Raw genomic sequence first — 24,078 nt, 5'->3', positions numbered from 1 at the left:
GTCAGGGCCTGACCGTGAAGGCGTAGGCGCCGTGCGAGCTGTGGCCGTCCCTCGACAGGGCATGCCACTCGACCCTGTAGCGGCCGGCGGCGAGCGGCGACTCGACCGGTACGACCATGACCTTGTCGCTGTCCTTGGCGAGCTGCGGCTTCCCGGTCGGCAGCACCTGCTTGCCCGCCGTCGTCAGCGTGACGCCGCTGAGCGCGATCTCCAGCCCTTCCGAGAAGGTCAGCGTCAGCTCGCTCGGCGAGGCGGCGACGACGCTGCGGTCGGCCGGCACCGACGACAGCAGGTGGGCATGGGCGAAGGCCGTCCCGACGCCGCCGAACAGGATCAGCGCGGACAGCAGGAAGGTTCGGACGAGGGTCATGACCACCCTTCTGGACTGTCCGGCCGATCGGGTAAAGCGGCCGCTTCAGGCATCGGGAGCGACCTGTCGGCGCACCGTGTCGGCGAGCGGGTGCAGGCGGTCGGGCGGCAGCGGGCCGACCAGGCTGTAGCCGATGCCCTGTTGCGCCCAGGTGAAGCCGGCGACGTCGCCCTTCGACCGCTCGGCCATCGGCGCGTCGCGCTCGACCGCCATCGGCCGGCTCAGCACGACCAGGCGCGTGCCCCTGTCGTCGTCGTACATGAAGAGCACCGCGGGGCCGTGCGGCGTCGCGACCAGACGGCCGCCCATGAAGCGGAAGCCCGAGGCCGTGAGGTCCGGCACCTTGACTGGACGCTGCAGGCGCTGCGAGGCCCAGGCGACCAGCCGCGCCTGCTGGTCGGCGCGGATCTCGACCGGCTGGACCCGGTCCGGCGCATAGACCGCGTAGCTGTCGGCGGCCTCCTGGGCCAGCGCCAGGATGCCGCCCGGGCCGGCCGGCGCCTCCGGCGCGACCGCCTGGTGCAGCGACCAGCCGGCGCCGCCGCCGAGGCCGAGCAGCAGGGCCGCGGCGGCGGCGCGCCACCAGACGGTTCGCGTGCGGCGCCGTGCCTCGATCAGGCGGGCCAGGCTGAGCTCGGGCGGCAGCGGTTCGTCGGCGACGGGGGCGAAGGCGGCGCGCAGGGCCGCGCGCTGCCGGCGATAGCCCTCGATGCGCCCGGCGACCTCGGGATGGGCCTCCAGGTAGGCCTCGACCTCGGCCCGGCGCGGCGGGTCGAGGGCCTGGTCGACGAAGGCCTGCAGGTCGTCTTCGGTGATCGGCCGGCGGCTCATTTCACCCTCCGCAGCTTGGTCTCCCGTGCGGCGGGCTCCTCCTCCAGGGCCCGGCGCAGCTTCTCGCGGCCGCGCGCCAGGCGCGACATCACCGTGCCGATCGGCACGCCGAGCACGCGCGCGGCCTCGGCATAGGTGAGATCCTCGACGGAGACCAGCAGGATCACCGCGCGCTGCTCCTCGGGCAGCTCGGCCAGGGCGGCGCGCAGGCCGTCGAGCCTGAGGCCCTGCTCCTGGGTCGGCTGGCGGGCGAAGACGCTTTCGTCGGCCTCCTCGACGGCGATGTGCCGGCCGCGGCGCTGGGCCTGGCGCAGCCGGTTGATCGCGAGGTTGTGCAGGATGGCGAACAGCCAGCTCCGGGCGTCGCCGTCCTGGCGACGCTGGTGCCAGCGGCCGATCGCGCGCTCCAGGCAGTCCTGCACCAGGTCGTCGGCGGCGGCGCGGTCCCGCAGCAGCGCGCGTGCGTAGCGGCGCAGCGGCGGGATCAACGGCTCGATCAACAGCATCATGTCGTTCATGGCCGCCGCCGACGATCCGTCACCGGGCCTGGACCTGCACCGGCGCGCCGGGCCTGCCGTCGGTCACCGAGGCGATCACGAGGTAGTGCCTGGGCGCCTCGTCCTCGCCCTGGACGATCTGGCGGATCGGGCCGAGCGCGTTGACGATCGCGGCGCCCCGCGGGTTGGCGGTGAAGGCGGCGAGCGGCTGCAGCGGGCCGCTGCCGTCCGGCTTCGCCGCCAGGGCCAGCACGTAGGGCCGCTTCGGCTCCAGCCCGGTCACCGAGGCCTGGAGCACCTGCGACAGGCCCTGGTCGAACAGCGTGACGCTGGTCGGCGCCTTGGCGTCGGCGGCCCCACCCGTGGCATCGGCGAGCAGGAAGTGCGCGGCGGCGCCGGCGGTGCCCAGCGGCTGCAGGCCCGTCCTGCCGTCGCCCTCGGGCACCGCGTTCGGAACGTAGGTCACGGCCTGGGGCGCCTGACCGATCGGGATCGTCGCGACGACCTGGTTGGTCAGCGTGTCGATCGCCGCCAGGGCATCGGCGTTCTCCAGGCCGACGTAGATGCGGCTGCCGTCGCCCGAGGGCCAGAGGCCGTGCGGCAGGCTGCCGACCGGGATCGTCGCGACCTGGGAGAAATCGTCGGTCCGGTACACCTTGACCTCGCTGGCGCCGCCGATCGTCACGTAGGCGAAGCTGCCCTTGGCGTTGTGCGCGATGTTCACGTGGTTGGTGATCGGTCCCGTGTCGAGGATCTTCAGCACCGTGAAGGGCGGCCTGGCGTCGAACACCACGACCTTGCCGACGTCCTTCTGCGTCAGCCAGACCTGCCTGCCGTCCGGCGTCGCCGCGATGTCCGGGCAGAAGGGGCTGGCCTGCTTGACCCGTCCGACGATCCGGTGGTCGGCGACCGAGATCACCACGGTCTCCGGATTGAACGAGGAGCAGACGTAGCCGTACTTGCCGTCGGGCGAGAAGATCTGCATGCCCGGGCCGGCCGGCACCTTGATCCGCGTCTTCTCCTCGAAGGACTTGCCGTCGAGCACGGCGACGTAGTCCTCGCCGCGGATCGTCACCCAGACCTCCTTGCCGTCGGGCGTGAAGAAGGCCTCGTGCGGCGAGCGCCCGACGTAGGTCGTGTGCTTCACGGCATTGGTCGCCGTGTCGACGAAGGTCACGGAGTTGCTGCCGACCGAGACCACCGCGAGCGTCCTGTGGTCGGGTGAGAAGCCCATGCCGTGGACCAGCACCTGGCCGCGGTAGAGCGGGCTGAGGTTGCGCGGCTGCGGGTCGCCCAGCCGGATCACGCCGAGCAGCCGGTTGTCGGCGGGATCGGTGACCGAGACGGTGTTGGAGAACTGCTCGGCCGCGTAGACCCGGTCGTGGTGGCTGAGCGGGATGTCCGGCGACTGGGCCGAGGCCGGCGCCTGGCCGGCGCGGGCCGGGGCGGCCAGCAGGGCGCCGGCCAGCAGGCCGGCGGTCAGCAGGGTGGTGGCGAGAAGGCGGCGCTTCATTTCGGGGTCTCCTGGAGGGCGGCGGCGGGCGCCGTGGGGGCTGGGGCGGCGGGCGGCAGCGGCTCGCCGACGGCGAGCCGCATGGCGGCGATCTCCTGCTGCTGGGTGACGATGATCTCCTGGGCCAGGCGCTTCAGCGCCTCGTTGCGGCCGTGGCGCAGCTCGGCGACGGCCATGTCGATGGCACCCTGGTGGTGCGGCACCATCATCGCGACGAAGTCGCGGTCGACGTCGCCGCTCGGCGTCACCGTCATGTCGGCCATCATCCTGCTCATGGCCGCCTCGTTCTCGGCGAGGAAGGGGGCTTCGGCGCCCGCGGCGGCGATCTGGGCCGCGGGCCCCTGCCGCGTGGCCTCCTGCGCCGAGGCACCGGCGGCGAGCGCCAGGACGAGCGCCGCGCCGCACGCGGCGACGGCGAGGGAACGGTGGTTGGGCATGCTGGACTCCCGAGGGCAGGTGACGGGCCTCTGGGAGTAGGACAGCCGGCGCGCCGGATTATTCCGGCGGGACCACCGACGCCGTCCGCTTACCGCGTCGTCCCGGGCGTCAGTCGAGCCCGAACGCCTTGAAAAGGCTTCCGGTTGGCGAGCCTTGCGATTCGGGATGACGGCTCAAGAGGAAGCCGTCGCGCCGGCCGAGATGGTCTCGGCCCGGCCGTAGAGCCGCTCGGCGGGGATGCCCAGCGCGCCGCACGCAGCGATCAGCTTCTCGGACTCGCGCATCGGCACGCTCTCGGGGTCGGGCGCGATGCTGGTGACGAACTTCAGCCAGGGCTCCAGGCCCATGGCGTAGACGCAGACCCGCCTGGCCTCCAGGCTGCGGATCGCCGCCAGGGCCCGCGCGCTGTCCGAGCCGTCGAGCCGGCGCGCCTGGTCCTGGGCACGGCTCGGCGCCGTCGGCAGCAGGCAGCCGTAGAGCCAGCTCATCGGTGCGCCCTTGCACTCCATGCCGAGGAACAGCGTGTCGAGCCGCCCGACGATCGGCCGCAGGCGGTCGTAGAGCGCGGGGTCGAGGTTGTTGGAATCGGCCGCGAAGACCAGGCGCAGCCGCTCCGCCTCGACCAGCCAGGCGGCCTTGGTGCGCACGTCGAGATCGGCGTGCTCGCCGAGAAAGGGCAGGGCGGCGATCCTGAGGTCGCCGTCGACCACCTCTTCCAGGCTGCCGAGCGCCCGCACGTCGCGGAAGCCGATCGCCTCGAGCGCCAGCTTGAGCGACGGGTCGACCAGGCTGCCGCCGCCCGCCGGCACGAGCACGGTGCCGACCTTCCAGCGCAGCGCCAGCAGGGTCTCGATCTGGGCGTGGTCGGCGTGGTTGTGGGTGATGACCAGGTAGTCGATCCACTCCGGCAGGTCGGCGGCGGTGAAGCGCTCCGGGGCCGCGCCGCTCTCGTAGGCGATCACGGGATCGACCAGCAGCGACTTGCCGCCGGCCGTCTCGACCAGCACGCAGGCGTGGCCGAAGTAGCGCCAGCGCGTCGTTCCGGCCGGCGCCGTCGCTGCCGGCACGGCCTCGGTCAGAAGGCTCTCCAGCAACGCCAGGCGGTCGCCCTCGACGCCCAGGGCCTCGGCGATCTCGGCCAGCGGCCGCGGCCGGCGTCGCAGGCTGCCGAGCAGGTCCCAGGCCGGGCTGGCGAAGGGCAGCTCGAGGTAGAGGTCGCCCGGCTCGTCGAGCCGCGGCGTGCTGAAGGCGAAGGGCCGCTCGTCGCTGGCGACGTGCCGGAGCATGACGCCCTGCAGGCCCGGATCGTAGGCCGGGCTGCGGTAGAGCAGCGCCTCGTCGAGCCTGAGGTCCGGCGCCCCGGCCGGCGTGTAGACCAGCTCCGCGGCGCCGCGCAGGCTCTCCGGCAGGCGGCCGTAGAGCGGCGCCATGGCGAGGCCATCGGCCTCGGCCAGCAGCTTCCAGCAGGCGGCGAGCTCGGCGGCGAGCCGGAGCGCCGGCCCTTGCCGGGCGCGCGTCCAGTCGATCAGCGCCCGGATCTCCTCGACCCGCTCGCCGCCCAGGTCGAGGAAGGGGCCGCCGAGCAGCGCGGGGTCGCGCAGCGCCGCGGCATGGACCTGCGGCATCGCGACGTAGGACTCCATGGTCTTGAGGTGGCGGTGCTGGGCGTTGAGCGCGCCGGTCGCCGGCGAGACCAGGTGCGGCCAGGCGTGCCAGCGCGCGACCAGCGGCTCGACCACGACGTCGGGGCGCAGGCAGTAGAGCGGCAGGCTCACGTCAACTCCTTCTCGCGGGCGGCCAGCTGGCGGCGGACCTCGTCGGCGAGGCCGCGCGGGGTCGGATGGTCGAAGACCGCGGCGATGCCCAGGCCGAGGCCGAAGCGCTCGCGCAGGAAGGCGAGCAGCTTCATGGCCAGCAGCGAATGGCCGCCGCGCTCGAAGAAGGAGTCGTCGGCGCCGAGCTCGGGATCGTCGAGGACGCGCCGGAAGGCCCCGGTCAGCTCCGCGGCGAGGGCATCGGCGTCGGCCGGCGGCACCGCGTTCGCCGCCGCGCCCGGCGCCTCGGGCATCTCCGCCCGCTTCGGCGGCAGCGGCGCGGCGAGCGGATCGAAGCGCGTCTCGGCCTCGGCGATCATCGCCGGCAGGTCGCGGACCGAGACGGCGACGCGCGGCTCGCGGCCGGCCAGGATGCGGCGCAGGGCGGCCGCACCCTCCGCTGCGGTCAGGCCGTCGTCGGCGGTCGGCAGGCCGGTCCCCCAGGTGCGGTGCGCCTCGACCGTCATGCCGGCCTCGACCCAGTCGTCCCAGTTGACCGCGACGGTCCGCCAGCCGCTGCGTCGCGCGATCGCCGCCGCGGCGAGGTCGAGGAACTCGTTGGCCGCCGCATAGGCGACCTGGCCGAACTTGGCGGCCGGCAGGAACGAGCCGAGGGTCGAGCAGAGCACCAGGAAGTCGAGCGGCTGGCCGGCCAGCGCCGCCTCCAGCGCCCGCGTGCCGGCGACCTTCGGCGCCAGCACGCGCTCCGTATCGGCGCGCCCGCGGTTCTGCACGACGCCGGCGAGATCGGCGAGGCCGGCGGCGTGGATCGCCCCGGTGACCGGCCCGAAGCGTGCCGTCGCGGCCCGGACCGCCTCGGCCAGCGCCGGGCCGTCGGCGAGGTCGAGCGCCGCCGTCACGACCTCGGCGCCGGCGGCCTCGAGCTCGCGGACCAGGCGCAGGCGCGGCGCCAGCGGATCGCCGTCGGCGATCCGTGCCTCCCACTCGTCCCGCCCGGGCAGCGGCTGCCGGCCGAGCAGCAGCAGGCGCATGCCCGGCTCGCGGGCGAGGTCGCGGGCGAGCGCCGCGCCGACTCCGCCGAAGGCGCCGGTGATCAGCACGAGGCCGTCGCGGCGCAGGCCGGCCGGCCGCTCGGGCAGCGGCAGCGCCGAGACGCCCGGCACCCAGCGCGTGCCGCCGCGCCGCGCGACGACGGTCTCGGCGCCGCCCAGCGCCAGCTCCTGCGCCAGCTGCTCCGCCCTGGCCTCGGCCGGCGCCGGCTCCAGGTCGATCGCGCGGACCGTCGTTTCCGGATACTCGTGGGGCAGCACGCGCAGAGCGCCGACGGCGGCGGCGAGCTCGGGCCGGAGCGCTTCCTCGCCGGTGACGTCCGCGGCGCCGAGGGTCGCGAGGTCGAGGCGCAGGCGGCGGCCGGACAGGGCGCTGCCGAGCGCCTGCATCAGCGCCAGCAGGGCGTGCAGGCCGCGCTCCTCCAGCGTCTCCGGTGCCGCCTCGTCGAGGCCCCAGAGGTGCAGCACGCGCCGGGGCGGCGCATCGAGCGCCGCCAGCAGCCGGCGGAAATCCTCGGCCTCGGCCGGCCGCACCGAGAAGCGTCCGGGTGCGCTGTTCTCGAAGCGCTCGCCGGCCTCGACCAGGGTCACGGCCTGGCCATCGCGCGCCAGCCGTTCGGCGAGCGTCGCTGCGACGCCGCCGGCGTCCGCGAGAATCAGCCAGGGGCCGTCCAGGCCGGCGCCCTCCGCGGCCGGCGCCGGCGTCCAGCCCGGCCGGTAGAACCACTCGGCCATCGCCGGCCGCTTGCCCAGCGGCGCCGCCTGCGGCACGGGACGGCGCTTCCGCGGCTCGGGCCGGAAGAGGCGCCGCTCGAAGGGATAGAGCGGCAGGGACACGCGGCGGCGCGGGGCGGCATGCAGCGCCGGCCAGTCGAGCGGCACGCCCTCGACCCAGAGCCCGGCCGCCGCCGCTTCCAGGCGCGAGCCGCCGGCCGGGGTCTCGACGGCATGGGCCAGGCTCGGCAGCGCCGTCAGGCCGGCGCCGCGGGCCAGCGCCGTCAGGGCCTGGCCGGGGCCGCACTCGACCGCCAGCGCGATGCCCGCCTCCCGCAGGGTCGCGAGGCCGTCGGCGAAGCGCACCGCAGAGAGCAGGTGGCGCGCCCAGTAGCCGGGGTCGGTCGCCTCGTCGGCGGTGATCCAGCGACCGGTGACGTTCGAGACGAAGCGCTCGCGCGGCGGCTTCGGCCGGGCGCGGGCGACCGCCTCGGCCAGGGCCTCGGCGGCCGGCGCCAGCATCGGCGAGTGGAAGGCGTGGGAGGTCTGCAGGCGCCGGCCCGGCCGGCCGGCCTCGGCCAGTCGTGCCTCCAGCGCCGCGACCGCCGCCTCGGGGCCCGAGACGACGCAGAGCCGCGGCCCGTTGACCGCGGCCAGCGCCAGTCCCTCGCCGCCGGGGGCGTCGAGCAGGGCCCGGACCTCGGCCTCGCCGCCGTTGACCGCCAGCATCGCCCCGCCGGGCAGCGCGCCGATCAGCCGGCCGCGCTCGACGATCAGGGCCAGCGCCTCCGCCTGGCCGAAGACGCCGGCGAGGCAGGCGGCGACGTACTCCCCGACCGAATGGCCGAGCAGGCCCTCGGCGGTCAGGCCGAGCGCCTGCCACTGCCGCGCCAGGGCCAGGCTCACGGCGAAGACCGCCGGCTGGGCGATCTCGGTGCGGCGCAGGGCTTCCGGCCCGGCGGCGCCGTCGCCGTACAGCAGCTCGGCCAGCGACAGGCCGAGCAGCGGCCGCAGCTGCTCCGACAGGGTGTCGAGCTCGCGCCGGAAGACGCCGCCCGCGGCGTAGAGCGCCCGGCCCATGCCGGGGTGCTGGCTGCCCTGTCCGGGCAGCAGCAGGGCGACCGCCGGCGGCTGCACCGCCGCGCGGCCGGTGATGCCGCCGCCCGGCATCTCCAGCGCGGCCGCCGCCTCGGCGGCGCTCTCCGCGACGACGGCGCGGCGGCGACGCAGGGCCGCGCGGCCCTGCTGCAGGGTGAAGGCGACGTCGGCCAGGCGCTGGTCCGGATGGGCGCGCAAGTGGGCGGCCAGGGTCGCGGCCTGTCGCTGCAGAGCCGTCTCGCTCTGGGCCGAGAGCGGCAGGACCTGCGGTCCGGCCGCCGGCTCCCGCGCCGCCTCGTCGGGCTCGGCCGGCGCGGCCTCCAGGATCACGTGGGCATTGGTGCCGCCGATGCCGAAGGCGCTGACGCCGGCCCGCAGCGGCCGGTCGCGCTGTGGCCAGGGCCGTGCCTCGGCGACGACCTCGAAGGGGCCGGCGGCGAAGCCGATGCGCGGGTTGGCCGGCAGGGCGTGCAGGCTTGCCGGCAGGATGCCGCGGCTCAAGGCCAGCACCGCCTTGATCAGCCCGGCGATGCCGGCCGCGGCGTCGGCGTGGCCGATGTTGCTCTTGACCGAGCCGAGCAGCAGCGGCTCGGCCCGGCCGCCGTAGGCGCGGGCCAGTGCCGTCACCTCGACCGGGTCGCCGAGGGCGGTGCCGGTGCCGTGGGTCTCGACGTAGTCGACCGCGTCGCGCTCCAGGCCGGCCGCCGCCAGGGCCGCGCGGATCGCCGCCGCCTGGCCTTCGACGCCGGGCGCGGTGAAGCCCATCTTGTCGGCGCCGTCGTTGTTGACCGCGGCGCCGCGGATCACCGCCAGCACCCGGTCGCCGTCGGCCCGGGCGCGGGCCAGCGGCTTCAGCAGCACGACGCCGGCCCCGGATCCCGGCACCGTGCCGGCGGCATCGGCGGCGAAGGCCCGGCAGTGGCCGTCGGGCGAGAGGATCATCTCCGGCTCGTAGAGATAGCCGTGCTCCTGCGGGAAGCTGATCGCCACGCCGCCGGCCAGGGCCATCTCGCAGCGGCCGTCCTGCAGGGCCTCGACCGCCAGCGCGACCGCGACGAGAGAGGTCGAGCAGGCCGTCTGCACGGCCAGCGCCGGGCCCCTGAGGTCGAGCCGGTAGGCCGTCTGGGTCGCCAGGAAGTCCTTGTCGTTGCCGGTCACCATGTGGAAGCCGCCGGAGCCGGCCAGGTCCTCGCCGGCCGGCACCAGCACCTCGCGCAGCCAGGTGTTGTAGGCGCTGCCGGCGAAGAGGCCGATGCGCCCGCGGCTCGCGCCCGGCGCGTAGCCCGCGTCCTCCAGGGCGTGCCAGGCGCACTCCAGGAAGACCCGGTGCTGCGGGTCGAGGACCAGGGCGTCGCGTGGGCCGAGGCCGAAGACGGCGGGGTCGAAGGCCTCGGCGTCGTCGAGGATGCCGCCGACCGGCACGAAGGCCGGATCGTCGATCAGCCGTTCCGGCACCCCGGCCCGGCGCAGCGTCTCCCGGTCGAAGCGCGTCAGGCCTTCGCGGCCCTCGACCAGCAGGTCCCAGTAGGCCTCCAGGTCGGGCGCGCCGGGGAAGCGCCCGGCCATGCCGATCACGGCGATCGGCTCGCCGCTCGCCTGCGGGGTCGCCTCGACCGGCTCGGCCGCCGGCGCGGGGGCCGGTGCCGCCTCGGCGGCGGCGACCTCTGCCGCCGCGCCCTGCTCGACGAGGCGTCGGGCCAGGGCCCGGACCGTCGGATGGGCGAAGAGCTCGCTGACCGGCAGGGAGATGCCGAAGTCCTGCCTCAGGCGGCTCTGCAGCTGGACCAGCAGCAGGGAGTGGCCGCCGACGTCGAAGAAGTTGTCGTCGTCGCCGACCGCAGGCCGGTCGAGCAGCTCGCTCCAGAGCGCGGCGAGCCGGCGCCGGACCGTCGTCTCGCCGGTCTCGCCGCCCGTCGCCGGGACGGCCGCGGCCGCCGGCGCGGAGGGCTCCTCGGAGCCGCTGCCGGTGTCGCCCGGCAGGGCGTTCCAGTCGACCTTGCCGTTGGGCGTCAGCGGCACGGCCTCGATGGCGATCACCGCTGCCGGCACCATGTGGCCCGGCAGCCGCTCCTTCAGGGTCCGGCGCAGGGCGTCGAGGTCCGGGCGGGCGCCGGATGCCGGCAGGATCCAGGCGAGCAGCCGCTGCTCGCCGCGCCGGTCCGCGCGCACCGCGGCGAGGGCCCGGGCGACGCCGGGCAGGGCGGTCAGCACCGCCTCGACCTCGCCTGGCTCGATGCGGAAGCCGCGCAGCTTGACCTGGCGGTCGATGCGACCGAGGAAGACGAGCGTGCCGTCGGCGGCCACCCGGACCAGGTCGCCAGTGCGGTAGAGCCGGGCGCCTGGCACCTCGGAGAAGGGATCGGCGACGAAGCGCTCGGCGGTCAGCCCGGGCCGGCCGAGATAGCCGAGCGCGACGCCGGGGCCGCCGACCAGCAGCTCGCCCTCGCAGCCGGGCGGGACCGGCTCCAGGCGCCGGTCGACGACCTGGGCCGAGCCGTTCGGGATCGGCCGGCCGATCGGCAGGCTGGCGCCGTCGCCGCCGCCCTCGAAGATCGCGGCGCAGACCGTGGTCTCGCTCGGCCCGTAGCCGTTGAAGAAGCGGCGCCCCGAGGCCCAGCGGCGGGCCAGCGCCGGCGGGCAGGCCTCGCCGGCGACGCCGAGCAGGCGCAGGTCGGGATAGGCGCCTTCGGGGATCACGGCGAGCAGCGAGGGCGGCAGCGTCGCGGCGGTGATGCGACGGCTGCGCAGGTAGGCGCCGAGCTCGGGCCCGGCCAGGGCGTCCTCGCGGCTCGGCAGGTGCAGCGCGGCGCCGGCGCCGAGCGCCATGACGATCTCCCAGACCGCGGCGTCGAAGGACAGCGAGGCGAACTGCAGCACCCGGTCGCCGGGGCCGAGGCGGAAGACCCGCCGCTGCGCCGCGATCAGGGCCCGCAGGCCGCGGTGCGGCGAGAGCACGCCCTTCGGCCGGCCGGTCGAGCCCGAGGTATAGATGACGTAGGCCGGGCTCTCCGGATCGATCGCAGGCGGGCTCCAGGCCGGCGGCGGCTCGGGCCGATGCTCGGTCTCTGGCTCGTCGAGCAGCAGGACCGGCAGGCCGCCGAGCGGCAGGCGCTCGCGATGGGCGCGGTCGGTGATCGCCAGGACCGCGCCGCAGTCCTCGAGCATGAAGCGCAGCCGCTCCTCGGGATAGGCGACGTCGAGCGGCACCACCGCGCCGCCGGCCTTGAGGATCGCCATGAAGGCGGCGACCAGGGCGGCCGAGCGGGGGGCTGCGAGCGCGACCCGGCTGCCGGGCCCGACCCCGGCGGCGGCCAGACGCGCGGCCAGGGCGTCCGAGCGCGCGGCGAGCCGGCTGTAGCTCAGGGTGCCGTCCCAGGAGACGGCCGCCGGGGCGTCGGGCGCCAGCTCGGCCCAGTCGTCGAGGATCTCATGGGCCAGCGCCGGGGCGACCTCGATCAGCTCGCCCCGGCCGAGGGCGAGGCGTCGCTCGCGCTCGGCGCCGTCGTAGAGCGAGAGGCCGTCGAGCCGTGCCTGCGGGTCGCGGCTCATCGCCTGCAGCAGGTGCCGCAGGTGGCCGAGGATCTGCCGGGCCGCGGCCGACGACAGGCGCCGTGGATCGCGGACGACGACCAGGGTCGCGGAGGTCGTCGCGTCGCCGGCCGTTCCCCGCGGCCATTCCGCGACCAGGGTCACGGGGAAGTTCGTCGCCTCGGCGACGCGCGCCAGCTCGATGGTCAGGCCGCCGGCGTCGAGCGCCTTCGGCCGCGGGTAGTTCTGGATCAGCACGAGGCTGTCGAAGGGCAGGCTGCCGGCGGAGAGACCGGCGGCCGACAGCGCGTCGGGCAGCGGCGTCCCGGCGAAGCCCGCCCGCTCGATCGCCTGCGCGCCCAGGTCCTGCAGCCAAGTCTCGACCGGCGCGCCGCCGGGCAGGGCGACCCGGACCGGCAGGGTGTTGATCAGCATGCCGACCAGGGACTCGACCCCCGGCAGCTCCGGCGGCCGGCCCGAGACCGTCAGGCCGAAGGCGGCCTCGTCGCGGCCGGTGTAGCGGCCGAGCAGCAGCGCCCAGGCGGCCTGGATCACCTGACCCACGGTCACCCTGCAGCTGCGGGCCAGGGCCTCGACGGCCTGCGCCTCCTCCGGCCCGAGCGCGAGCTGGCTAGGCGCACCGGCCGGCTCGGCGCCGGCCGGCGCCAAGCCGGGGCCGGCGAGCAGGCAGGGCTCGAGGCCGGCGAGCTGCTGCCGCCAGTAGGCCGCGGCGGCGGCCTCGTCGGCCCGCTCCAGCCAGCCCAGGTAGCGCGCGAAGTCGGGCGCGGCCGGCAGGCCGGCCGGGGCGCCGCCGGCGGCCGCGCGGTAGAGCGCCGCGACCTCGGCCATGACCAGCGAGACCGACCAGCCGTCGAGCAGCAGGTGATGGGCGCTCCAGACCAGCTCGTGGCGCGCCTCGCCGCAGCGCACCAGGGTCAGGCGCAGCAGCGGCGCGCGCGCCAGGTCGAAGCCGGTGGCGCGGTCGGCCGCGAGCAGGGCCGCGAGCCGCCGGCTCTGCTCCGCCGCGTCGTGGCGGCGCCAGTCCTTCTCGACCCACTGCGGGTCGGCCGACTCGTGGATCAGCTGGACCGGGGTGCCGTCCCGGCCGAAGCGGAAGGCCGCGCGCAGGGCCTGGTGGCGCGCGGCGACCCGGCGCCAGGCCTCGCGCAGCGCCGCGGCGTCGAGCGGGCCGTGCAGGGTCAGCTGCAGCTGGTCGAAGTAGGTCTCCGGCTCGTGCAGGCTGTGCAGCAGGATGCCGCGCTGCAGCGGCGTCAGCGGCAGCGTCGCCTCGACGTCCGGCGGCAGCTCGAGGCCGGCGCGCGCGGCGCGCGCGGCGCGGCCGATCTCGCCCAGGGCCGCGGCCAGGTCGTCGAGCAGGCCGGCGGCGGCCTCGGCGCAGCCGGTCTCGCCGGGGAAGCCGAGGTAGAGCAGCAGGCCGCCCTCGACGACGCCGATGTTGAGCTCCAGGACGTGGCTGCGCGGGCTCTCCGCGGCGATGGTCGGCCCCGGATCCTCGACGACCGGCCGGAAGGGCGCCGCGTTCCAGCCGGTCAGCTCGCCGACGAAGTTCAGCAGGATCTGGGCCTGCGGCAGCTGGGCCAGCACGGCCGCTTCCGATCCGCCGAGGTAGCGCAGCAGGCCGAAGCCGAGGCCGTCGAGCGGGCTGTCGGCGGCGGTCCGGGCGATCGCGGGCAGCAGCTTCGCGAGGTCCGTCTCCTCCTGGTCGAGCAGCAGCGGCGCGATCGAGGTGAACCAGCCGACGGTGCGCGAGAGGTCCAGGTCCTCGAAGGGCGAGACCCGGCCGTTGCGCTCCAGCTCGACGCGCAGGCGGCTGCCGCCGCGCCGGCGCAGCACGAGCAGCAGGGCGGCCAGAATGACCTCGTCCGGGCGCACGCCGTAGGCCGCGGGCGCGTTGCGCAGGACGTCGGTCGTCACCGCCTTGTCCAGGGCCAGCTGCACCGAGGCGCCGTCGCCGTCCAGGCCGGGCTCCGTGCCGGCCTCCGGCAGCAGCAGGTCCGAGGGATGGGCGAGCAGCCCCAGCCAGTAGGTCAGGTCTCCGGCGTCGGCCGAGCCCGCCGCCTCGGCCATCCGCTCGGCCCACAGGCGGAAGGGCGTCGCCGGGCGCCGCAGCCGCGGCGCCCGGCCCCGGCTCGCCGCCTCGTAGGCGGCCTCCAGGTCGTCGAGCAGCACGCGCCAGGACAGCACGTCGACGCAGAGGTGATGGATGGTCAGCAGCAGCCGCCCCTCGTCGGGCAGCAGCACGGCCGCGAGGTTGCGTCCGCGCGCCGGGTCGAGGCTCTCGTGCGCGGCCGCGAAGGCCTCGGCCCGCCTGGCGGCACGGGCCTCGCCGTCGAGGCCGGCGAGCTCGACGACGGTGAGGGCCGGCGCCGGCCCGGTCTCGGGCACCGCGCAGCGGAAGGCGCCTTCGCGGTCCTCGACGGTCAGCCGCAGCACGTCGTGGCAGGCGACCAGGGCGGCGAGGGCCTGCTCCAGCGCCGGCCGGTCGAGCGGCGTCGGCACCGCGAGGACCACGGCCTGGTTGAAGTGCCGCCAGCCCGCGACGACATGCTCGCGGAACCAGCCGAAGGCCGGGGTCAGCGGCAGCGGGCCGACGCCCGGCGGTCCCTCCGGCTCTTCGTCGAGGGGCGTGGCCGCGGCGGCGATGGCGGCGACGGTCTGGTGCTGGAAGATCGTCCGGGCGGTCAGCGCCAGGCCGGCGCGCCGCGCCCGCGCGACGATCTGCAGGCTGCGGATCGAATCGCCGCCGAGCTCGAAGAAGTTGCCCTCGGGCCCGATGTCGTCGCGCTCCAGCACCTCGGCGAAGACCTGGGCGACCAGCCGCTCGCGCTCGCCGGCGAAGGCCGGCGGCGTCCCGGCCGCGCGCGGCGCCGCCGGCCGCACCGCCAGCGCCCGCCGGTCGAGCTTGCCCGACGCCGTCCTCGGCAGGCTCTCCAGGCGCTCGACGGTCGCCGGCACCAGGTGCGCCGGCAGGCGCTCGGCGAGCCGTCGGCGCAAGGCCTCCGGATCGGCCGGGCCGGTGACGAAGGCCGCGAGCTGGCTGCCGCCGCCGCCGTCGGGCCGGCCGACCACGGCGACCTCGCCGGCGTCCGGCAGCCGGGCCAGCTCGGCTTCGGCCGCCGCCGGCTCGACGCGCATGCCGCGGATCTTGAGCTGGCCGTCGCGCCGCCCGACGAACTCCAGGCTGCCGTCGCCGCGCCGGCGCCCAAGGTCGCCGGTCCAGTAGGCCGGCGGGCAGCCGGGCAGGCGCGGCCGGAAGGCCTGCGCCGCCGCCGCCTCGCCGAGATAGCCGTCGGCGAGGCCGGCGCCCTCGATGACGATCTCGCCGACCAGGTCGGTAGCGACCGGCCGGCCCTCGGGGTCGACCAGATGGACCGAGACGTTGGCGAGCGGCGGCCCCAGCGGCACGGTCGCGGCACCGGCCGGCAGCGGATCGCGGCGCGGGTCGAAGAGCGTCGCCGTCACCGTCGCCTCGCTGGGGCCGTAGCCGCTCAGCCAGGCGACGTCCGGCGCCAGGGCCTGCCACTGCTCCGCGGCGCTGCGGTGCACCCGGTCGCTGCCGGTGACCAGCAGGCGCAGCGAGGCCGGCGGCCTGCCGCCGCTCTCGGCGAGCTCGCGCACCCAGGCGTGCCAGAAGGGCGCCGGCAGGTTGGCGACGGTGATCCCGGCCTCGCCCAGGAAGCGCCCGAAGGCCTCCAGGGAGTCGAGGGCCTCTGCCGGCGGCAGCACCACCGCGGCGCCGGCCAGCAGGCTCGGCAGGATCTCCTCCAGGGCGACGTCGAAGGCGGGGGCCGCGAACTGCAGCACCCGGTCGCCCTCGCCCAGCCCGAAGGCCTCGGCGGCCGCCAGGGCATGGTTGAGCAGGGCCGTCCGGCCGACGGCGATGCCCTTCGGGCTGCCGCTGCTCCCGGAGGTGAAGCAGAGGTAGGCGTGCGTGCCGGCGGGCGCTTCCGGCGGTGCGTCGCCGGCTTCCGCGAGCTCCTCGACGAGCAGGGGCGCGACCCCGGCCGGCAGGCGATCCGCGGTCGTCCGGTCGGCGAGCGACAGGGTCAGGCCGGCGGTCTCGGCGATCCGCGCCAGATGCGCCGCCGGGGCGTCGGACGGCAGCACGACGAAGGCGCCGCCGGCCGCCAGCACGCCGAGCAGGCCGGCGACCAGCTCCGGCCCGCGCGGCAGGCACAGGCCGACCGGCTGCCCGGGCTCGAGGCCGGCGTCGAGCAGCCGGCCGGCGAGCGCCGTCGCGCGTCCGGCCAGCACGCCGGCCGCAATCGTCTGCCCGTCGGCGGCGACCAGGGCCGGAGCCTCGGGCCGGTCGCGCAGCCTGTCGAGGATCAGCCGGTCGAGGCGGGCGTCGGGCAGCGGGCGCTCGGGCCCCTGCCAGCTGGCGCCCGGCCCGTCCTCGAGCGGCAGGCGGGAGATCGGCGTGTCGGGCGCCGCGGCGGCGGCCCGGGCCAGGGCGCCGAACTGGCGCGCGAAGCGCTCGGCGGTGGCGGCCTCGAAGAGCTCGGGGTCGTACTCCAGGTAGCCGGTGAAGGGCGCGCCGGCGGCGGCCGGCGGTTCCAGGGCGAGATTGAGGTCGACCTCCGGCGCCATCGGCGGCAGCTCGAGCGGCCGCGCCTCGATGCCCGGCCAGGCGAGCCCGCTCATCTCCGCGGTCTGCAGCACGAACATCGCCTGGAACAGCGGGTTGCGGTTGAGCTGGCGCTGCGGCTTGAGCGCGTCGACGATGCGGTCGAAGGGCGCGTCCTGGTGCTGGAAGGCCTCCAGGCTGGCCTCCCGCGCGCGGCCGAGCAGGCTCGCGAAGCTCGGGTCGTCGGAGAGGTCGAGGCGCAGGGCGACGGTGTTGACGAAGAAGCCGATCAGCTCGTGGGTCTGGGCCTCCGAACGGCTGCCGAGCGGGCAGCCGACGACCAGCTCGTCCTGGCCGCTCCAGCGCGCCAGCAGGGCGGCATAGACCGCGAGGTAGGCCATGAAGGCGGTCGCGCCCTGGCGGGCCGCCAGGCGCGTGAGGTCGGCCTCGGCCGGCAGGGCGAAGCGGTGCGCGGCACCCCGGCTGCCGCGCAGGGGCCGGCGCGGCCGGTCGAGCGGCAGGCCGGGGTCGGCGGGGGCGCCGGCGAGACGTTGCTGCCACCAGGCGAGCTCGGGCGCCAGGGTCGCCTCGTTCAGGTGGCCACGCTGCCAGTCGGCGAAGTCGGCGAACTGCAGCGGCAGCGCCGGCAGCCCGGCCGGCTCGCCGGTCAGCTCGGCGCGCATCAGGGCCGCGAGGTCGCGGAACAGGATGCCCATCGACCAGCGGTCGGAGATCAGGTGGTGCAGCCCGACCAGCAGCAGCCGGCGGTCCTCGGCGAGGTGCACCAGCCGGACCCGGAACAGCGGGCCGCGGGCGAGGTCGAAGGGCGCCGCGGCCTCCGTCTCGAGCAGGGCCTGGACCCCGTCGGGCGCGCCCCGATCCTCCTCCAGCGCGGGCGGGGCCCAGGGCGCGATCGCGAGCCGCGGCTCCCCGTCCGGCGCGTCCTCCGGCTCCTCGATGCGCGCCCGCAGGATCGCGTGGCGACGGGTCAGGGCGCCGAGCGCCCGGCGCAGCGCCGCGACGTCGAGCGTGCCGCCCAGCTCCCAGGCCGCGGTCATGGCGAAGCTGCTGCCGCTCTCGCCCAGCTTCTCCAGGAACCAGAGGCGGCGCTGGTTGAAGGTCAGGGGCGCCGGCGCGTCGGAATCGGGCCGGGCGGCCAGGGCCGGCGCTTCCGTGCCGGCGAGCGCCTGCAGCAGCTCCGCCTTGCGCGCCGCCAGCTCGGCGCGCAGTCCCGGCTCGATCGAGCCGGCCGGGCCGCGGACGCGCAGCGCGCCGCCCTCGGCTTCCAGGCCGACGCCGAGCCGCTCCAGTTCGGCGAAGAGTTCGTCGAGCGGCCTCATAGCGTGAAGTCTTCGACCGCCCCGGCGGTCTCCGGGCCGGTCTTCGGGGCCGGCAGGGCCTCCTGCAGCCGCGCGGCCAGGCGGCGCAGGGTCGGGTGGGCGAAGAGCTCGCCGATCGGCAGCTCGACGCCGAAGCGCTCGGCCAGCCGCTCCTGCAGCTTGACGACCAGCAGGGAATGGCCGCCGACGTCGAAGAAGGAGACGTCCAGCCCGACCTCCTCGCGGCCGAGCAGCGTCGCCCAGATCGCCGCCAGCTCGCGCCGGATCGCGGCTTCGCCCTGCGGCAGCGGCGTGCGCGGAGCCGGTGCGGCGCGGGGCGGCGCGGCCGCGGGGACCGGCAGGCGGTCCCAGTCGACCTTGCCGTTGGGCGTCAGCGGCACCTCGGCGACCTCCACGATCAGCGCCGGGACCAGGTGGTCGGGCAGGATCCGCCGCAGCTCCCGGCGGAGCGCTGCGCCGTCGAGCCGGGCGCCGGCCGCCGGCACGGCCCAGGCGAGCAGGCGCCGCTCGCCGAGCGCGTCGCCGCGCACCGCGGCCAGCGCCCGGGCGACGCCGGGCCGGGCGGCGAGGGCCGCCTCGGTCTCGCCGGGCTCGATGCGGAAGCCGCGCAGCTTGACCTGGCGGTCGAGCCTGCCGAGGAAGGTCAGCGTGCCGTCCTCTTCCAGGCGCACCCGGTCGCCGGTCCGGTAGCGCCGGGCGCCCGGACCGCCGTCGGGATCCGGCTGGAAACGCTCGGCTGTCAGCCCGGGCCGGCCGAGATAGCCGAGCGCGACGCCGGGGCCGGCGATCGCGAGCTCGCCGGGGACGCCGGGCGGCAGGGGCGCACCGGCGGCGTCGAGCACCGCGAGGCGCGCGCCGCAGAAGGGCCGGCCCAGGGTGCCGGCGCGCGCCGTCTCGTCCCAGGGCGCGAGCGCCGCCGTGACCGTCGCCTCGCTCGGCCCATAGAGCAGGAACAGCCGGCGCCCGGCCGCCCAGCGCCGTGCCGTTTCCGGCGGGCAGACCTCGCCGCCGACCGCGACGACGCGCAGGGCCGGCAGAGCGCCCGGCTCGGTCGCGCCCAGCACCGCCGCCGGCGCCTGCAGATGGGTGATCGCCTGGCCGGCCAGGGTCGCGGCGAGGCTGCGGCCCGGCATCACCGCCTCGCGCGGCGCCGCCACCAGGGTCGCGCCGGCGGCCAGCGCCATGGCGAGGTCGGAGAGCGCGACGTCGAAGGCCGGCGAGACGACCTGCAGCAGCCGGTCGCCCGGCTGCAGCGCGTAGGCCTCGGCGAGCGCGGCGCCGAGGCGGCAGAGCGCCGCCTGGTCGAGCAGCACGCCCTTCGGCCGGCCGCTGGTGCCGGAGGTGTAGATCACGGCGGCGGGCGCCAGGCCGGGCGCCGCCCGACACCGGGCCGGCTGTCCGGCGGCCGCCTCGTCGAGCCGGAGCTGCGGGCAGGGGTAGTCGAGGGGCCCCTCGGCGAGCGCGGCGACGACGCCGGCGTCGGCCAGGGTCCAGGCGATCCGGCTGCTCGGGTAGGCGGGGTCGAGCGGCACGGCGGTCGCCCCGGCGCGCCAGATCCCGAGCAGGCCGGCGGCCTGGCGGGGCGAGGCCGCGGCGACCAGGGCGACACGGTCGCCGGGGGCGACGCCGAGCGCCTGCAGGCGGCCGGCGATCGCGGCGGCCCGTCGCTCCAGCTCGGCGTAGCTCAGGTCGCCGCGCCCGTCGCAGAGGGCGGCCGCCTCCGGCCGCTCGGCGGCCTGGCGCGCCAGCAGCGCGTCGAGGCGGGCTTCGGCCGGCGCGACGCTGCGGGCCGCGAGCAGCGGCGCGGCGCCTTCGCCGAGCGGCAGGCGGTCGAGCGGCGTTGCCGGATCCGCGGCCGCGCCGTCGATCAGGGCGGCGAGGCCCCGGGCCAGGCGCTCGGCCAGCGCCGCCGGCACGCGCCGCCCGGCATACTCCAGCCGGACCTGCGGGCCCTCGTCGGTCGCCGTCACGACCAGGGCAAGGTCGACCCGCGCCTCCGGCGATTGCGGCGCCGCGACGAGACGCGCGGTCACGCCCGGCAGCTCGAGGCGCCACAGGCGGGCGTCCTCGACGATCAGCATGGAGCGGAGCGCCTCGCCGGTCCCCTTGCCGCCGCCCGGCCAGCCGGCGGCGCCGGCCTGGATCCAGGAGGGCGGCACCTCCTCGTGGCGCAGGCCCTCCAGCAGCGCCCGGCGTGCCGCCGCGATCGTCTCGTCGAAGCTCGGCGAGTCGCGCAGGTCGACGGCGAGCAGGACCGGGTTGGCGAGAAAGCCGACGACCGGCTTCAGCTCGGCTAGGCCGCGCCCGGCGAAGGGCGTGGTGAGCAGCGGCCGCTCGACGTCGCCGAAGCGGGACAGCAGCGCCGCCCAGGCGGCGAGCATCAGCACGAAGGGCGTCGCCCGGCCGCCGGCGCCGAGGCGATAGAAGCGCTCGACCGGCGCGGCCGGCAGCGGGACCGGCGCGATCCCGACCGGTCCGCCGGACGCCGCGCCGGTCCGGAGCCCGGCCAGGCGCGGCGCCTCGGCGCCGGCCAGCGAGGCCTGGTAGCGCTCCAGGCGTCCGGCCAGCAGCGGCCGGATCCGCTGCTGCCAGCGTGCGACGTCGCCGCACTGCAGGCGCGGCGGCGCCGGCGGCTCGCCGCCGCCCAGGCGGGCCCGGTAGAGGGCGGCCAGCTGCTCGACCAGCAGCTGGCCCGACCAGCCGTCGCCGGCGACGTGGTGCAGCACCATGACCAGGCAGTGGCGCTGCTCGCCGAGCCTCGCCAGCAGGGCGCGGAAGGGCCGCTCGCGGTCGAGCGCGAAGGGCTGGCGGCCGACCTGCTCGATCAGCGCCTGGAGCGCGGCTTCGGGCTCTGCGGCGGACGAGAGGTCGTGGCGGGCCAGCAGGCTCGCCGGGGCCGGGTCGACGCGCTGCACGAGCCCGGTCTCGTCCTCCTCCAGCCGGGTGCGCAGCGACTCGTGGCGCGCGACCAGGGCGCTCACCGCGGCGTCCAGGGCGTCGGCGTCGAGCGGGCCGTCGAGGCGGTAGGCGATCGGCAGGTTGTAGGCGATGCGGCCGGGGTCCTGCCGGTATTCCTCCCAGAGCCAGGCCTGGTTGACCGTCGCCGGCGCGGTGCCGCCGTGCCGCGACGCTGCCGGTGGCGGCAGCGGTGCCTGCTCGGCCTCCGGGTCAGCCGCGACGCGCTGCGCCAGCTCGGCGAGCCGCGGCGTCTCGAACAGCCAGGCGACCGGCAGGGGGCGGCCCAGCGCCACGCCGAGCCGGGTCATCGCCAGGATCGCCTGCAGCGAGCTGCCGCCGAGCGCGAAGAAGTCGGCCTCGGCCGTCTCGACTGCCGTGCCGAGCACGGAGCCCCAGGCCTCGGCGAGCAGCGCCTCCAGCGGATCGAGGACGCCGCGCCGGACCTGTCGTCCCCGCCCTGTCGCGGCGGGCGCCGGCAGGGCGGCGAGGTCGAGCTTGCCGTTGGCGTTGAGCGGCAGGCGCTCGAGGATCACGTAGTGCGTCGGCACCAGGGCGCGCGGCAGGCGGGCGGCCAGGAAGCCGCGCAGCGTCTCCGGCTCGAGCCCGGGCGGACCGGCGACATAGGCGACCAGGCCAGCCGCCTCTCCCGCGCCGAGGACCAGGACCAGGCTCTCGCGCACCTCGGGATGGCGGGCCAGCACGGCCTCGATCTCGCCCGGCTCGATGCGCACGCCGTGGACCTTCATCTGCCGGTCGCGGCGGCCGAGGCCGATCAGCCGGCCCTCGGCGTCGTGGAAGCCGAGGTCGCCGGTGCGGAAGCGCGGCGTGCCGAGCGCGGCCGGGCCGAAGCCGCCGAAGCGCTCGGCCGTCGTCTCCGGGGCGTTCAGGTAGCCGTTCGAGACGCCGAGGCCGCCGATCACGATCTCGCCGGGCGCGCCGCTCGGCAGGACCTGTCCGGCCTCGTCGACCACGGCGACGCGGTTGCCGGGGATCGGCCGGCCGAGCGGGACGCGGTCCTGCTCGTCGCCCTCGACCTCGTACCAGGTCGCGTCGGCCGAGACCTCGGAGGAGCCGTAGAGGTTGAGCAGCCGGCAGCGGGGCAGCCGGGCGCGGAAGCGCGCCGCCAGCTCGGCCGGCAGCGCCTCGCCGCTGCTGACGCAGACCCGGAGCGAGGCCAGCCGCTCGCCGAGGTCGGGCAGGCCGTCGAGCCAGATGCGCAGCAGCGAGGGCACCAGCACCAGGCGCGTCACCCGACGCTCCCGGATCAGCGCCGTCAGCGCCTGCGGGTCCTGGGCGGTTGCCCGGTCGGCGATGACCACGGGGCAGCCGGCCAGCAGCGGACCGAACAGCTCGGCGGCGAAGTCCGCGAAGGCCGGAGAGGTCTTGAGGCAGCCGCGCTCGTCCGCCGCGAAGGGGAAGGCCCCGGCCATCCAGGCCAGGCGGTTGACCGCACCGCGCTGGGGGCAGAACACGCCCTTCGGCCGGCCGGTCGAGCCGGACGTGTAGATCAGGTAGGCGGCATCCTCAGGCCGGGCCTGCGGCAGGGCGAGACCCTTGGCCGGCGGCGCGTCCGGGCCGACGACGCGGCAGCCCTCCGTCGTCAGCCAGGCGGGCCTCCCCCGGGCGACCAGCAGGGCAGCTCCGCTGTCGGCGACCATGGCGGCGAGCCGCTCGCCGGGATGGCCGAGATCGAGCGGCAGGGCGACGCCGGCGCCCTGCAGGGTGGCCAGCAGCGCCACGACGAAGTCGACCGAGCGCTCCAGGGCGAACGCGACCGGCCGGCCGGGCTCGAGTCCGGCCTCGACCAGCCGCTCGGCGAGCGCGGTCGAGCGCGCCAGCAGCTCGCCGTAGGTCACCTCGCGCTCGCCCTCGATCAGCGCCACGGCCGCCGGCCTCCGCTCGGCGCCGGCGACGAAGAGCTGGGCGAGAGTCTCGGCCGGAGCCGCCGGCGGCGGCGGGTTGACGTGCTCCAGCCGTGCTGCCGCCGGCTCGGGCTCGAGCAGCGGGAGCCGGTTCACCGGCCGCTCGGGCTCGGTCAGGCCGTGCCGCAGCAGGCAGGCGAGGGCACCGGCCAGCGCCTCTGCGACCGCGGGCGCGATCAGCCCCTCGCGGTACTCCAGCCGGCCGGCGATGCGGCCGCCGGAATCCGCCAGCTCCAGCGCCAGGTCGGCGCGGGCGAGGCTGGTCTGCAGCGGCTCGATGCCGAGGCCGTCGCCGGCCGCGGCCGGCAGCAGATTGAACAGGGCCTGGAACAGCGGGGCCATGTCGGCGCGGCGCTCGGGCGCGGCCAGCTCGACCAGCTCCGCGAAGCCGAGCGCCTGGTGCGCGAAATCCTCGGCGGTGGCGGCGTGCAGCCGCTCGACGAGGGCGCCGAAGCCCGGTGCGCCGGAAAGATCGCAGCGCAGCGGCAGCAGGTCGGTCAGGCAGCCGACGATCGCCTCCGTGGCGGGACCGTCGCGGTGGTCGACGGAGGTGCCGACGACGACCTCCTCGGCCAGGGCGAAGCGGCCGAGCGTGCCGGCGTAGGCGGCCAGCAGGACCTGGAAGACGGTCGAGCGGCGCGCCGCGGCGAAGCGCCGGACGGCAGCGGTCAGCGCCGGATCGAGTTCCAGCGGCACGCTCCGGCAGCGCGCCGTCCGGCCGGCCGGCGTCGCGGCCGGCAGGTCGAGCGCCGGCAGGGGCCCGGCGAGCCGCTCGCGCCAGTAGGCGCGGTCGTCCTCCAGGCGCCGGCGCCGCGCCTCGCGGCCGAGCCAGTGGCTGTAGTCGGCCTGCTGCAGGGCGACCGGGGGCAGCTCGGCCCGCCGCCCCGCGCGCTCGTCGGCATAGAGGCCGGCGAGCTCGCCGAGCAGGCGCTGCAGGCCGGTCCAGTCGAGGATGATGTGGTGGCAGCCGAACAGCAGGGCGTCGCCGGCCGCGGCCGGCAGAGCCGCGCGCCAGAGCGGTGCCCGGTCGAGCGCATAGGGCCGCTCGACGAAGGCCAGCGCCGCGGCCGTCTGCCCGGGCCCGGCGGCCGCGGCGGAAAGCTCCTCCAGGGGCGGGGCCGCCGCCGGCTCGACGATCTCCAGGATCTCGCCGTCCTGCTCCTCGAAGCGCGTGCGCAGCACCTCGTGGCGGGCGGCCAGGGCGGCGAGGGCACGGTCCAGGGCCGGCCGGTCGAGCGGCGCGGCGAAGCGGATCAGGCAGCCGAGGTTGTTCAGGCCCGCCGCCGTCTCGATCTGTTCCTGGATCCAGAAGCGACGCTGCGCCGGGCCGGCCGGCGCCGGCGCCTGCGAGGGTCGCGGCCCCGGCGCCGCCGTGGCGTCGGGCGCGAAGCCCTCGCCTTTCAGCAGCTGGACGAGCAGCGCCTCCGCGCCCAGATCCGTCGACCCGACCCCCACGA

At 76.9% G+C, this 24,078-nt stretch carries 8 protein-coding genes; all 8 read right to left on the bottom strand.

Going from position 1 to position 24,078, the window contains the following annotated elements:
- Position 1: 1 nt before the first annotated feature.
- Positions 2–370 (bottom strand): copper homeostasis periplasmic binding protein CopC, encoded by a 369-nt coding sequence (gene copC, locus B9O00_RS01690; RefSeq protein WP_085120688.1) that lies wholly within the window; start codon positions 368–370, stop codon positions 2–4.
- Positions 371–415: 45 nt separating this feature from the next.
- Positions 416–1,201 carry an anti-sigma factor family protein gene (locus tag B9O00_RS01685; protein ID WP_085120687.1) on the bottom strand — a complete coding sequence of 262 codons (786 nt, stop codon included), beginning with the start codon at positions 1,199–1,201 and terminating at the stop codon, positions 416–418.
- Entirely contained in the window at positions 1,198–1,719 is a 522-nt protein-coding gene (locus B9O00_RS01680) for a sigma-70 family RNA polymerase sigma factor (protein ID WP_085120686.1), read from the bottom strand. The genes B9O00_RS01685 and B9O00_RS01680 overlap by 4 nt, the downstream gene beginning before the upstream one ends.
- Before the next feature lie 19 nt (positions 1,720–1,738).
- A complete protein-coding gene (locus B9O00_RS01675; RefSeq protein ID WP_085120685.1) occupies positions 1,739–3,211 on the bottom strand; it encodes a YncE family protein in 1,473 nt (490 codons plus the stop codon).
- Positions 3,208–3,648 carry a DUF305 domain-containing protein gene (locus B9O00_RS01670; RefSeq protein WP_085120684.1) on the bottom strand — a complete coding sequence of 147 codons (441 nt, stop codon included), beginning with the start codon at positions 3,646–3,648 and terminating at the stop codon, positions 3,208–3,210. Before B9O00_RS01670 ends, B9O00_RS01675 begins: the two co-directional genes overlap by 4 nt.
- A gap of 174 nt (positions 3,649–3,822) precedes the next feature.
- On the bottom strand, positions 3,823–5,424 hold the full coding sequence (locus tag B9O00_RS01665; RefSeq protein WP_085120683.1) for an MBL fold metallo-hydrolase: 1,602 nt from the start codon (positions 5,422–5,424) through the stop codon (positions 3,823–3,825).
- The gene (locus tag B9O00_RS01660; RefSeq protein ID WP_085120682.1) at positions 5,421–17,741 is read right to left on the bottom strand and encodes a hybrid non-ribosomal peptide synthetase/type I polyketide synthase; all 12,321 of its coding nucleotides are present in this window, start codon (positions 17,739–17,741) and stop codon (positions 5,421–5,423) included. Before B9O00_RS01660 ends, B9O00_RS01665 begins: the two co-directional genes overlap by 4 nt.
- Positions 17,738–24,076, bottom strand: a complete 6,339-nt coding sequence (locus B9O00_RS01655; RefSeq protein ID WP_085120681.1) for a non-ribosomal peptide synthetase — start codon at positions 24,074–24,076, stop codon at positions 17,738–17,740. The genes B9O00_RS01660 and B9O00_RS01655 overlap by 4 nt, the downstream gene beginning before the upstream one ends.
- Between the last annotated feature and the right edge of the window lie 2 nt (positions 24,077–24,078).

This window comes from Tistlia consotensis USBA 355 (assembly GCF_900177295.1).
Taxonomy (GTDB): Bacteria; Pseudomonadota; Alphaproteobacteria; order Kiloniellales; family DSM-21159; genus Tistlia; species Tistlia consotensis.
Note: the sequence above shows the minus strand (reverse complement) of the source record. Positions and strands in the feature narration are given on the sequence as shown.

Bases quoted from the DNA above. Each gene is read 5' to 3' on its own strand.
- B9O00_RS01680 (WP_085120686.1), bottom strand. From the start codon at position 1,719: ATGAACGACATGATGCTGTTGATCGAGCCGTTGATCCCGCCGCTGCGC.
- B9O00_RS01675 (WP_085120685.1), bottom strand. From the start codon at position 3,211: ATGAAGCGCCGCCTTCTCGCCACCACCCTGCTGACCGCCGGCCTGCTG.
- B9O00_RS01660 (WP_085120682.1), bottom strand. From the start codon at position 17,741: ATGAGGCCGCTCGACGAACTCTTCGCCGAACTGGAGCGGCTCGGCGTC.
- B9O00_RS01670 (WP_085120684.1), bottom strand. From the start codon at position 3,648: ATGCCCAACCACCGTTCCCTCGCCGTCGCCGCGTGCGGCGCGGCGCTC.
- copC (WP_085120688.1), bottom strand. From the start codon at position 370: ATGACCCTCGTCCGAACCTTCCTGCTGTCCGCGCTGATCCTGTTCGGC.
- B9O00_RS01685 (WP_085120687.1), bottom strand. From the start codon at position 1,201: ATGAGCCGCCGGCCGATCACCGAAGACGACCTGCAGGCCTTCGTCGAC.